11 protein-coding genes are annotated in these 12,035 nt (G+C 66.2%); 4 read left to right on the top strand and 7 right to left on the bottom strand.

What is annotated here, in order from left to right:
* Positions 1 to 64: 64 nt before the first annotated feature.
* The 6 genes from B6S44_RS19125 to B6S44_RS19100 form a co-directional block, all read right to left on the bottom strand.
* Positions 65 to 1,789, bottom strand: a complete 1,725-nt coding sequence (locus tag B6S44_RS19125) for an ABC transporter ATP-binding protein (RefSeq protein ID WP_129158460.1) — start codon at positions 1,787 to 1,789, stop codon at positions 65 to 67.
* A gap of 245 nt (positions 1,790 to 2,034) precedes the next feature.
* Positions 2,035 to 2,223: a hypothetical protein gene (locus B6S44_RS19120; RefSeq protein WP_129158459.1), complete on the bottom strand. Its 189-nt coding sequence runs from the start codon at positions 2,221 to 2,223 to the stop codon at positions 2,035 to 2,037.
* A gap of 46 nt (positions 2,224 to 2,269) precedes the next feature.
* The gene (locus B6S44_RS19115; RefSeq protein ID WP_129158458.1) at positions 2,270 to 4,225 is read right to left on the bottom strand and encodes a bifunctional 2',3'-cyclic-nucleotide 2'-phosphodiesterase/3'-nucleotidase; all 1,956 of its coding nucleotides are present in this window, start codon (positions 4,223 to 4,225) and stop codon (positions 2,270 to 2,272) included.
* A 285-nt stretch (positions 4,226 to 4,510) separates the two neighbouring features.
* Positions 4,511 to 5,350, bottom strand: coding sequence for an HTD2 family dehydratase (locus B6S44_RS19110; protein ID WP_129158457.1), 840 nt, complete (start codon positions 5,348 to 5,350; stop codon positions 4,511 to 4,513).
* A 5-nt stretch (positions 5,351 to 5,355) separates the two neighbouring features.
* The gene (locus B6S44_RS19105) at positions 5,356 to 6,522 is read right to left on the bottom strand and encodes an acyl-CoA dehydrogenase family protein (protein WP_129158456.1); all 1,167 of its coding nucleotides are present in this window, start codon (positions 6,520 to 6,522) and stop codon (positions 5,356 to 5,358) included.
* Between the two features lie 166 nt (positions 6,523 to 6,688).
* The gene (locus tag B6S44_RS19100) at positions 6,689 to 7,831 is read right to left on the bottom strand and encodes a CaiB/BaiF CoA transferase family protein (protein WP_129158455.1); all 1,143 of its coding nucleotides are present in this window, start codon (positions 7,829 to 7,831) and stop codon (positions 6,689 to 6,691) included.
* A 218-nt stretch (positions 7,832 to 8,049) separates the two neighbouring features.
* Here B6S44_RS19100 and B6S44_RS19095 point away from each other — a divergent pair, with 218 nt between their 5' ends.
* The 4 genes from B6S44_RS19095 (at position 8,050) to B6S44_RS19080 (ending at position 11,455) form a co-directional block, all read left to right on the top strand.
* The gene (locus B6S44_RS19095) at positions 8,050 to 8,448 is read left to right on the top strand and encodes an ATP-binding cassette domain-containing protein (RefSeq protein ID WP_248309651.1); all 399 of its coding nucleotides are present in this window, start codon (positions 8,050 to 8,052) and stop codon (positions 8,446 to 8,448) included.
* Between the two features lie 3 nt (positions 8,449 to 8,451).
* Positions 8,452 to 9,147, top strand: a complete 696-nt coding sequence (locus tag B6S44_RS19090; protein WP_129158453.1) for an ABC transporter ATP-binding protein — start codon at positions 8,452 to 8,454, stop codon at positions 9,145 to 9,147.
* Positions 9,148 to 9,185: 38 nt separating this feature from the next.
* The gene (locus B6S44_RS19085; protein WP_129158452.1) at positions 9,186 to 10,619 is read left to right on the top strand and encodes an aldehyde dehydrogenase family protein; all 1,434 of its coding nucleotides are present in this window, start codon (positions 9,186 to 9,188) and stop codon (positions 10,617 to 10,619) included.
* Positions 10,620 to 10,726: 107 nt separating this feature from the next.
* Positions 10,727 to 11,455 (top strand): class I SAM-dependent methyltransferase, encoded by a 729-nt coding sequence (locus B6S44_RS19080; protein ID WP_129158451.1) that lies wholly within the window; start codon positions 10,727 to 10,729, stop codon positions 11,453 to 11,455.
* Here B6S44_RS19080 and B6S44_RS19075 read toward each other — a convergent pair.
* Positions 11,433 to 11,993 carry an Lrp/AsnC family transcriptional regulator gene (locus B6S44_RS19075; RefSeq protein ID WP_129158450.1) on the bottom strand — a complete coding sequence of 187 codons (561 nt, stop codon included), beginning with the start codon at positions 11,991 to 11,993 and terminating at the stop codon, positions 11,433 to 11,435. The genes B6S44_RS19080 and B6S44_RS19075 overlap by 23 nt on opposite strands.
* Between the last annotated feature and the right edge of the window lie 42 nt (positions 11,994 to 12,035).

The raw sequence follows: 12,035 nt of genomic DNA, 5'->3' as shown, positions 1-12,035 counted from the left end.
GATTCTAAGACGGTTCCATTTGCACGCATGCCGAGAGTTTTCGCAAGGTAAGTGTCGTCCCTGCTCACCCTCGTCCCCCACCATACTGCGCCTCGTGCAGGCGCCGATAAATGCCCTGCCGCTGCACCAGTTCCTGATGCCGGCCCTGTTCGGCGACGCCACTCTCGTCGATGACGATGATGCGGTCGGCGTCCTGGATCGTCGCGAGGCGATGCGCGATGACGAGCGTGGTCCGGCCCTTCGACAATTCGGCGAGCGAGGCCTGGATGGCGCGCTCGGTCTCGGTGTCGAGGGCCGAGGTCGCCTCGTCGAGGATCAGGATCGGCGGGTTCTTCAGGAACATCCGAGCGATGGCGAGGCGCTGCTTCTGCCCGCCCGAGAGCTTGACGCCGCGCTCGCCGATCACCGTGTCGAGCCCGTCCGGCAGCCGCGCGATCATCTCGTCGAGCCGGGCGCGCCTGGCAGCCTCGACGATCTCCTCCTCGCTCGCCGTCAGCTTGCCATAGGCGATGTTCTCGCGGAGCGCGCCGGCGAAGAGGAAGACGTCCTGCTGGACGATGCCGATCTGGCCGCGCAGCGAGGCCAGCGTCATCTGGCGGATGTTGATGCCGTCGATGGTGATGCGCCCGCCCTCGACATCGTAGAAGCGCGGCAGGAGCGAGCAGATCGTGGTCTTGCCGGCGCCTGAGGGGCCGACGAAGGCGATGGTCTCGCCGGCGCGGATCGTAAGGTCGATCCCCTTCAGGATGGTGCGATCGGACGTATAGCCGAAGCTGACATTCTCATAGGCGATGTCGCCCTTGAGGCCGGAGATTGTGATGGCTCCGGGCAGGTCGGCGATATCCGGCCTTGTGTCGAGGAATTCGGTGTAGCGCCGGAAGCCGGCGATGCCCTTCGGATAGGTCTCGATCACCGAGTTGATCTTCTCGATCGGCCGGAAGAACACCGTCACCAGCAGCAGGAAGCCGACGAAGCCGCCGGCGCTGAGGTCGCCGATCAGCACGTAATAGGCGCCGGCGATCATCACCGCCATCTGCGTCAGCCGCATGCCGAAATAGCTGAGCGAGGTCGAGGCCGCCATCAGCCTGTAGGCGTCGAGCTTGGTGCGGCGATAGCGCTGGTTGTCGACCGCGAACAGGCTGCGCTCATGCTCCTCGTTGGCGAAGGCCTGGACGACGCGGATGCCGCCGACATTCTCCTCGATCCGCGCGTTGAACGAGCCGACGCTGCCGAACAGCTTCTGCCAGTTCACCGTCATCCGGCTGCCATAGCGGCTGGTCAGCCAGGCGATCAGCGGCACGATCGTCGCGGTGATCAGCGCCAGCTGCGGATGCACGCTCAGCATCAGTGCGAAGGCGCCGATGAAGGTCATCACCGCGATGAACAAATCCTCCGGCCCGTGATGGGCGACCTCGCCGATCTCTTCCAGATCCTTGGTCAGGCGCCCGACGAGATGGCCGGTCTTCTGGTTGTCGAACCAGCCGAAGGAGAGTTTCTGCAGATGGTCGAACGCCTTGCGGCGCATCTCGGTCTCGATGTTGATGCCGAGCATGTGGCCCCAATAGGTCACCACCACCATCAGCCCGGCATTGACCAGATAGATCGCGAGCAGGCCGAGCGAGGCCAGCACGATCAGGCTCCAGTTCCCGCTCGGCAGGAGCTGGTCGACGAAGAGCTTGACCGCGATCGGGAAGCCGAGCTCGAGCAGCCCCGACACCACGGCGCAGCCGAAATCGAGCAGGAACAGACCGCGATGGGGGCGGTAATAGGCGAAGAAGCGACGCAGCATGGCGGGGCTGTTAGCATATTGGCGCCGTGGCGGGCAGCCGGCAGCGGAGGGCGCGCTACGCACAGGCTGCATTGCGCAATCAGGCGAGCCAGCGCAGCGGAGGTACCAATCTTACCTCGTTGACGTACCTGAGGTGAGCGTCACGATCGCCCTTCTGCTGGGGAGGTGCAAACCATGGTCAGATTGGCGCTCATTGCCGGCCTGGTGGCGACGTTTATTATGCTCCCCGGCGCGCCTGCTCGTGCTCAGGAGGGTTGCAAGCAGGTCACCAGTTCCTGCTCGGCTCTGTTCAGGGACTGCGAGCAGAAGTGCAACAAGGTCGGCAACAACCCTTCCGCCTGCGTCGCCCGCGTCTGCACGCCGCCGCTCGCCGGCTGCAAGTCGAACGGCGTCTGGCGCAGCGTCCAGAGCGGATCGGCCTGCTGGGCGACCAAGAACAAGTCCTGAGCTGCCCGGGCCTCCTCTTCCTTGAACGGAAGGCTAACCGCCCAGCCGGTACTTCACGAAGCCTTCGCCGGCGTCGCCTACCGCCTCGGCTTTCAGCGCCTCAGGCTTCTTGCCAGCAGCAGCCGGCGAGGTCGGGAAGGTGACGTTGACGTTCGCCGGCAGCGGCTTCAGTGACCAGTTGCCGTCGGCGGCCGGGTTGATCGTCTTCTTCTCGATGAGGAAGCGCACGATCACATCGCGGTTGAGGTCGGGCGCCTCCAGCACCACCGTCGTCCTGGTGCCCGGGAAATTGCCGCCGCCGGAGGCGCGGTAATTATTGGTGACGACGATGAACTCGGCTTTTTCGTCGATCGGCTTGCCCTGGAAAGCGAGGTCGACGATGCGGTGGGCGCCCGGCGCCACCAGCTTGCCGTCGCCATCGTAGCGCGAGCCTTGCGTCACATCGATCTGATAGGTGACGCCGTCGATCACGTCGAAATTGAAGGCCGGGAAGCCGGGATTGATCAGCGGCTGTTCCTCGGTCTTGGCGACGTCGATTGTGTTGAAGATGCCGGCCGAGCGCTCCAGCCATTCGCGGAGCTGCGCGCCGGTGACTTTCACGATCTGAACCGTGTTCGGGTAGAGATAGATATCGGCGACGTTCTTGATCGCGATCGGCCCGGCCGGGATGTCGGTGAAGAAAGCGGGCCCGGCGCGCCCGCCCGATTTGAACGGTGCGGCGGCCGAGAGGACGGGCAGGTCCTTGTACGGTGTCTGCGCCAGCAGCGGCTTGGCATAGGCGATCTGCGCTTCCGCCACGATCTGCACCGACGGGTCGTCGGCGACGAGGGCGAAGTAGCTGTTGATCGGCGCTGCCGTCGTTCCGACCGGCTCGCGCATATAGGTCAGCGTCGCCTCGTGGTCGGCCTTCACCGTCGCCAGCACGGCGGCTTCGACCTCCGCCTTCGGCACGATCTTGCGATCGGGCGTGCGCTCGTAGATCGGCTTGGGGTCGACCTTGAAGTCGGCGATGCGCCAGCGCCCGTCGCGCTTTTCCAGTTCGAGGTCGACGATGCCGACATGCGAGCCCCAGAAGCCGGGCTGACAGGCCGGCTTGCCGTGCAGCGAGCCCTTCTTGTTGTCGACGCCGGGAATGCCGTCGAAGGCCTTGCCGCCGGGGAAGACGAGGTGCTGGTGGCCGGTCAGGACGACGTCGATGCCGTCAAGCCTGGCGAGATGCAGCGCCGCGTTCTCCTCGCCGCCCTTGCGCTCGCCGCCGGCGATGCCGGAATGGCAGAGCGCGATGGTGAGATCAGGGTGCGCCTGCGCGATCTCCGGCAGGTATTTTTGCGCGGCATCGACGATGTCGGTCGCGGTGACCTTGCGGTCGAGATTGCCCTTATCCCATTGCATGATCTGCGGCGGCACGAAGCCGATCACCGCGATGTTGAGGACGTGCTTGGTGCCGGCCTCGTCCTCGAAGCTCTGCTCGAAGATGCGCCAGGGCTCGATCAGCGTGCCGCCACCGACGCGGTCGACATTGGCGCAGATGATCGGGAACTCGGCGCGGGCGAGGCCGTGCTCGAGGAAGTCGAGTCCGTAATTGAACTCGTGGTTGCCGAGCGTGCCGCATTGATAGGGCAGGGCGTTCATCGCGGCGATCATCGGATGGGTCTCGCCGGCCTTCAGCCCCTTCTTGTAGGCGACGAAATCGCCGAGCGAGGAGCCCTGCAGGAAGTCGCCATTATCGAAGAGCAGGCTGTTCTTCGTTTCCCCCTGCGCCGCCTTGATCAGGTTCGCCGTCTTGGCGAGGCCGACCGTGTCATCGGGCGCGTCGCGGAAATAGTCGTAGGGCACGACGTTGACATGGAGGTCGCTGGTCTCCAGCAGCCGCAGCTTCAGCTTGGCCGTGGCCTGCGCGGCCAGCGGAGTGGTGAGCGCTCCCGCCGCTGCGATGGCGGCCCCGGCCTTGAGCGTGTCGCGGCGGCTGAAACGGGGGGCGCGGTCCATCGTAGGCTCCTGAAGCAAGGTGCTGCGACAGACGCTAGCACCATGGCAGGACCGTGACACGGGGGAAGATGACGGCGTATGGCGAAGCGACAGGCTTTTGAAGGGCGCGGGGAACCCTTCTCCCGTGTGGGAGAAGGGCAGGGATGAGGGATTGCCCTATCCGCAGAAGGCACAGCGGCGCCGTCGCGTTTCCTATTGCAGTGGCGGTCCCTCACCGCTGCCCCTCTCCCATCCGGGAGAGGGGTTCTGCGTGGCGGTTCCCGCGCTCTAACGATGACGTGTAGGTTACCGGCTCACGCCCTCCATCCGCACCCGCCCGTCGGCGCCTTCGGTCCAGGCGGCGATGGCGCCGTCGTCCAGGCGCTTAGCTTTCACCTGGAAAGCCTCGCCTGCGATCAGCGGCGCGAGCCCGCGATAGTCGAGCCGGATCGGTTCGCCACCGGAGAGGGTGGCGATGATGTTCATGATCAGCGTCGCCTGGATCGGCCCATGCACGACGAGCTCGGCATAACCCTCGACGCCGGTGACGTAGGGCTGGTCGTAATGGATGCGGTGGCTGTTGAAGGTGATCGCCGAATAGCGGAACAACAGTACCGGCGAGGCCTCGACCGTCCAGGTCAGGTCGGCCGGACGTGGTTCTTCTGGGGCTGGAGCAGGCGGTGGTTCCGCTCCCGGCTTGGCCGCCTCGCGATAGACGATGTTGTGGCGCTCGCGCAGCGCTACTCCGCGCGCCGTCACGAGCTCATGGTCGACCGCGACGAAGCAGAGCGGGCCGGTGCGGCCGTCCTTGCAGGAGACGTCGCCGATGGTCGAGCGGCGGGTGACCTCATCGCCGGTTCGTAGCGCCGAGATCGTCTCGATCCGCCCGCCGGCCCACATCCGCCGCGGCAGCGCAACCGGCGGCAGGAACTCGCCCTTGGCGGCATGCCCGTCCGGACCGAGCGCTGCCATCGGCGAGATCGGCGGCGCGAGGCACCAGTGCAATGCGAGTGGCGCCTCGCCGTCGGCATAGGGCGCGAGATGCGGCGCGAAGGTCGCCTCATAGCTGGCGACGAGCCGTGGCGTGATCAGGTCGGACGCCGCTTCGCTCTTGCCGATCCAGGATTTCAGATGGTCGATGTTCATCGGGCTTAATAGCTGCGTGGCATGCCGAGCACGTGCTCGGCGAGATAGGACAGGATCAGGTTGGTCGAGATCGGCGCGACCTGGTAGAGCCGCGTCTCGCGGAACTTGCGCTCGATGTCGTATTCCTCGGCGAAGCCGAAGCCGCCATGGGTTTGCACACAAGCATTGGCCGCCTCGAACGAGGCGTCAGCCGCCAGCAGCTTGGCCATGTTGGCCTCGGCGCCCGGATTGGCGCCGGCCTCGTAGAGGCGGATCGCCTCGCGCACCATCAGCTCGGCGGCGCGCATGTTGGCGTAGGCTTTCGCGATCGGGAACTGGATGCCCTGGTTCTGGCCGATCGGCCGGCCGAAGACCTGGCGTTCTTTCGCATAGTTCGAGGCCTTGTCGATGAACCATTTGGCGTCGCCGACGCATTCGGCGGCGATCAGGATGCGCTCGGCATTCATGCCCGAGAGGATGTAGCGGAAGCCCTTGCCCTCCTCGCCGACGAGGTTGGCGGCCGGCACCTTCACATTGTCGAAGAACACCTCGGTGGTGGCGTGGTTCATCATCGTCCGGATCGGCCGGATGGTGAGGCCGGCCTGAAGCGCCTCGCGCATGTCGAGGATGAAGACCGAGAGCCCGTCGGTACGCTTTTCCACCTGGTCGCGCGGCGTGGTGCGGGCGAGCAGCAGCATCAGATCCGACTGCGCCGCCCGGCTGGTCCAGATCTTCTGGCCGTTGACGACGTAATGGTCGCCCTCGCGGCGGGCGGTCGTCCTGAGTGCCGTGGTGTCGGTGCCGCTGGTCGGCTCGGTGACGCCGAAGGCCTGCAGGCGCAGTTCGCCCGAGGCGATCTTGGGCAGATAGCGCTGCTTCTGGTCGGCGTTGCCATGCCTGAGCACTGTGCCCATCACATACATCTGCGCGTGGCAGGCGCCGCCATTGCAGCCCTGGCGCTGGATCTCCTCCATGATCGCCGCGGCGGCCGAGAGGGTCAGGCCCGCCCCGCCATACTCCTCCGGGATCAGGGCTGAGAGGAAGCCGCTCTCGGTGAGTGCCGTGACGAACTCGGCCGGATAGGCCATCTCGCGATCGAGCTTGCGCCAGTACTCGCCCGGATAGTCCGCGCACAGCTTCGCGACCGCCTCGCGGATGTCGGTGTGGTCGGAATGCGTGTTCATCGTTTGCATAGGCGGTCGCCATTCCCTCCACCGTCATTCCGGCTGGAGCGAAGCGGAACGCCGGAATCTATCGTAGGGCGTTGCGCTCTACGATGGATTCCGGAGCTGCGCCGCTGCGCGGCTTGTCCGGAATGACGGCTCTGATTGATTGCCGCATCTGGGAGGCAGTACGGCATCAGGCTGATCGCGCCGCTTTCGCCGTAAACTCGCGGCGCAACGCTTCGTCATGCTCGCCGAGGCCCGGGATTGCGCGCATCGGCACGCGCTTGCCGTCGACCAGCACCGGTGGTGCAAGGACTTCGACAGCGCCATTCGGCGTCGGAACCGGCAGCGCCGTTACGGCCGGGTGGTCGATCAGGTCGGCGACCGTCGAGACCGTGCCGAAGGCGATGCGGGCGGCATCGAGACCGGCTGCCGTCTCGGCATAGCTGCGGGTGGCGAGGATCGACTGGATCGCTGCATCGAGGGCAGGGCGATTGCGCACGCGCAGCACGTTGCTGGCGAAGCGCGCATCCTCGGCGAGCCCGGCATCACCGAGTACACCGCGGGCCAAAATCTGCCATTCGCGCTCGCTCTGGATCGAGATCAGCACCTCGGCATCGGCGAGGCGGAAGATGCCATAGGGCGCGATCGAGGGATGGGCGAGGCCGAGCCGCGGCGGCTCGATCCCGCCATAGCGCCGGGTCAGATAGGGCACGTTCATCAGGTCGGCGATGGTGTCGAACAGCGAGAGCTGGATGCGCGAGCCCTCGCCGGTGCGCCCGCGCCGGATCAGCGCCTCCAGGATCGCGGCATAGGCTGCGTTGCCGGTGGCGATGTCGGCGATCGAGACGCCGATCCGCGTCGGGCCGGATTCGGCGCTGCCGGTGACGGCGGCAAGGCCGGCTTCCGCCTGGATCAGGAGGTCGTAGGCCTTGCGGGTGTAGTGCGGCGTGCCGGGCGCATAGCCGGAAATGTCGCAGGTGATCAGCTTCGGGTGGCGCTGGCGCAGCGCTTCGCTGCCGATGCCGAGGCGGTCGGTCGCGCCGGGGGCGAAGTTCTGGATGAAGACGTCGGCCTCGGCGAGCATCGCCTCGACCATGGCAAGATCATCTGAGGCCTTGAGATCGACCCGGCAGGATTCCTTGCCGCGGTTGATCCAGACGAAATAGGACGACAGGCCCTGCGCATAGTCGTCATAGCCGCGCGAGAAATCGCCTTCCTCGCGCTCGAGCTTGATGACGCGCGCGCCGGCATCGGCAAGGCGGCAGCTCGCCATGGGAGCAGCCACCGCCTGCTCCAGCGCCACCACCAGGATTCCATCGAGAGCATTCACCATCAGATCGCCACGCGCCGTTCATTTTGCGCGAGACACCGATGTCGCGCCTTCGAAGTCAAATAGCGTTTTGCGATGGCCGCCATAGCGCCGCCGGCTCGCTAAGCCGATGCGGCTCCATAGAAAAAGCGTATGGCCTTCATCGCTTTATCCTACTTGTCCGACTGCTGGCTCTATGCGCCCTCTCTGCCCGTGAAGGCTCCTGGTCCCCCTTCCTCGCCATGCAGCGCCACCCCAAAGCCGAGGAGATGTGGGCGCTGCTCGACCTAGTCGGGCTGAAAGAGACCGGCAACCGCATCGTCCGCGAACTACCGGAAGGCATGCGCAAGCTGATCGACATCGCGGTCGCGCTCGCGCTCGAACCGAAGCTGATCTTCATGGATGAGCCGACCAGCGGTGTCTCCTCGACCGAGAAGTTCCAGGTGATGGACACGCTGACCCGCGTGCTCGATGCGCGCGCCACCACGGCCGTCTTCGTCGAGCACGACATGGACGTGGTCGCCCGCTACGCCAGCCGCGTCGCGGTCTGGACCGGCGGGCGCATCGCCCATCAGGGCACGCCCGACGAAATCCTGAACCATCCGGAGGTCCGCGAGACCGTGATCGGGGTAGGAGTCTAGCTCATGTTGGAGATCAGGGAGCTCTCGGCCGAGATCGAAGGCGTGCAGGTGCTGCGCCGCGCCTCGCTGTCGCTGGAGGAGGGCGCGACGGTGGCCCTCATCGGCCGCAACGGCGCCGGCAAGACCAGCCTGCTGCGCGCCATCATGGGCTTCATGAAGGTGACCGGTGGTTCGATCGCCTTCGACGGCAAGCCGCTCGATATGGTGAAGGCGCATGAACGGCCGCGCCTCGGCATCGGCTATGCGCCGGAGGATCGCCGGCTGTTCTCGACCTTCACCATCGAGGAGAACATCCGCCTGCCGGCCGAGGTGATGACGCTCGGCGAGGCCGAAATCGCGAGGAGACTGGAGCGCATCTATGCGGTGCTGCCCGAGCTCGCCGATCTGCGCCAGCGTCCGGCGGCCGGTCTCTCCGGCGGCCAAGGCAAGATGGCGGCGCTCGCTCGGGCGCTGATGATCGGCAGCCGCGTCATCCTGCTCGACGAGCCCTTCCAGGGTCTCGCCCCGGTGCTGGCCAACCGCTATGCCGCTGCCCTGCGCGCCTTGCGCGACAGCCATCCCGACATCGCCTTGCTGATCACCGAATCCAACCCCAGTCTGCTGCGCAACTTCGCCGGCAAGGCCTATGCGATCGAGCGCGGCGAGGTCAGCGAGACCGTGCTGGCGCAAAGCTCGCTCGCCGCGGCCGGGCTGCACTGAGATTGAACGAGACGGCGACGCCGTAGACGGAGACCATCATGACCCAGCACTTCATCAACGGCCGGCACGTTGCCGGCCGCACCGGCGAGACCATGGCGGTGCTCGCGCCCGCGACCGGCGAGGAATTCACCCGCATCGCCTGCGGCACTGCCGAAGATATCGACGATGCGGTGAGGGCCGCTCGCGCCGCCTATGAAGGCGCCTGGGGCAAGCTGACCGCCGCCGAGCGCGGCCGGCTGATTTCGAAGCTGGCGCGCAAGGTCCAGGACCATTTCGAGGAGTTGGCGAAGATCGAGGCGCAGGACACCGGCAAGCCGATGGCGCAGGCCAGGGCCGATATCGAGGCGACGGTGCGCTATTTCGAGTTCTACGGCGGCGCCGCGGACAAGGTCCACGGCCACATCATCCCGTTCCTCAACGGCTACAGCGTCAACGTCGTGCACGAGCCCTATGGCGTCACCGGCCATATCCTGCCTTGGAACTACCCGGCGCAGATGTTCGGCCGCTCGCTCACCGCTTCGCTCGCCATGGGCAATGCCGTGGTGCTGAAGCCCGCCGAGGATGCCTGCCAGACGGCACTGCGCCTCGCCGAGCTCGCCAGCGAGGTCGGCTTCCCCGATGGCGCGATCAACATCGTCACCGGCCGCGGCCATGAGGCAGGCGAGGCGCTCTGCCGCAATCCCGGCGTCGGCTTCATCTCCTTCACCGGCTCGCCGCAAGTCGGCCAGATCATCCAGAAGGCCTGCGCCGACAACTTCATCACCTGCACGCTGGAGCTCGGCGGCAAGTCGCCCCAGATCGTCTTCGACGACGCCGATTTCGAAGCCGCCGTGCCGATCGTCTGCAAGGCGATCGTTCAGAACACCGGCCAGACCTGCTCGGCCGGCAGCCGCGTGCTGGTGCAGAAGACCGTCTATGACGACTTCGTCGGCGCGGTCGCCAAACAGTTCGCCAAGTTGCGCGCCGGCACGCCCGAAATGGACCTCGACTGCGGCCCGGTGATCAACGCCAGGCAGCGCGGCCGGGTGCAGAGCTTCGTCGACCAGGCCCGCGAGCAGGGCATTCCGGTCCTCGCCGAAGGCGCGATCGCCCAGGGCGTACCGAATGGCGGCTTCTATGTGACCCCGACCCTGTTCGGGCAGGTGCCGCGCGGCAACCGGCTGGAGCAGGAGGAGGTCTTCGGCCCGGTCCTCGCTGCCTTCGCCTTCGACGACGAGGAAGATGCCGTGAAGCTCGCCAACTCCACGCCCTACGGCCTTGTTGCCGGCGTCTGGACCAATAATGGCGGACGCCAGCAGCGCGTCGCCAAGCGCGTTCGGGCCGGACAGGTCTTCATCAACGGCTATGGCGCCGGCGGCGGCATTGAACTGCCCTTCGGCGGCACCGGCAGGAGCGGCCATGGCCGCGAGAAGGGCTTCATGGCGCTGGAGGAGTTCGCCGTCGCCAAGACCATCGTGCACAAGCACGGGTGAAGTCCGGCGAAGCAGGTCGCGGCCAGGTTGCTTGCCCGAAGCGAGTAGCTCTGGATCGCTGAAGAACAGGTCTTGCGCCCCGCCGCGGGCGCAACCATTGATTTACTATGATCACGCGGCCGGCAGGCGATACCGTCGAGATTCTGGAAAAGCTGCTAACGCCCCTGCAAGGGCGGCGTATCCTCGACATTGGCTGCGGCAGGGGCAACCTGCTGCAGGCGCTGGTCGAGCGCGGTGCCAGCGTCGTCGGTCTCGATCCGGACGAGGCGATGCTGGAGGTCGCGCAGAAGCTTGCGCCCAAGGCGGCGCTGAAGCATGGCTGCGCCCAGATTTTGCCCTGGGGCGATGCCAGCATGCACGCTGCAATCTTCCTCAACAGCCTGCATCATGTCCCGGTGCCGGACATGCTGCTGGCGCTGGAGGAGGCGGCACGCGTCGTCGGCAGGGGCGGCAGCGTCGTCGTGATCGAGCCCTTGTCGGAAGGCTCCTTCTTCGATGCCTTGCGCCTGATCGAGGATGAGACCGAGGTCAGGCACGCGGCGCAGGACGCGATCGTCCGCGCGATGCGCCGCGGCATCGTCAGCGAGAGCCGGCGGATCGAATACGATCGCATCGAGACGTTCCCCGATGCCGCCGCCTTCATGGCGCGCGCCGTTGCGGCCGATCCCTCGCGGGAGGAACGGGCAGAGGCGGCGCGCGGCAAGCTGCTCGCGCGTTTCGAGGCGCTGTCGGAGCATGAGGATGGCGGCTACGTCCTGCATCAGCCAATCAGGCTGCACCATCTCAAGGTGCCGGTCGGCTCGAAGCCGTCCGTCAATCCCGCGATGTTTGGCTGACGGGCAGCTGCCGCGGGTCCTTGACGCGCCCAGGCCATTCGCCGGTGATGCCCGGCTGGACCGGCCGCTCCAGATAGGTCGAGAGCACGACATAGCTGCGCGTCGCGGTGACGCCGGGAACGTCATAGATCTTGGCCAGCAGGCCTTCGAGCGCATGGGTGCTCTCGGTCCGCACCTTGAGCATCATGCAGGTGTCGCCGGCGACCGAATGGATCTCCTCGACCTCGGGATGGGCCTCGATCGCCAGCAAGGTGGTCGTCTTGCCCCAGCCGGTGGTGTCGACATGGACGAAGGCGAGCAGCGTCTTCCCCGTCGCCTCCGGCTCGATCAGCGCCGCGACCCGCTTGATCACGCCGGAGCGCCGCAACCGCTTCACCCGCTCATGAGCCGCCGGCGGCGACAGGCCGACGCGCTCGCCGAGATCGGCGTAGCTGATCGTCGCATCCTCGACGAGAACGCCTAACAGCTTTCGGTCCATGGCATCGAGTTCGCGATCCGCCCCGCGGCTTCGCCGAACGCCATCTGTTTTTTCGAGCATTCGTCGATCCTCGATTGATCCAGAATTTCATTCGGCCATTCT

Source organism: Allobosea sp. Tri-44 (genome assembly GCF_004123845.1).
GTDB lineage: Bacteria > Pseudomonadota > Alphaproteobacteria > Rhizobiales > Beijerinckiaceae > Allobosea.
The sequence above is the reverse complement of the archived record's forward strand: the minus strand, read 5'-3'. Positions and strand labels throughout refer to the sequence as shown.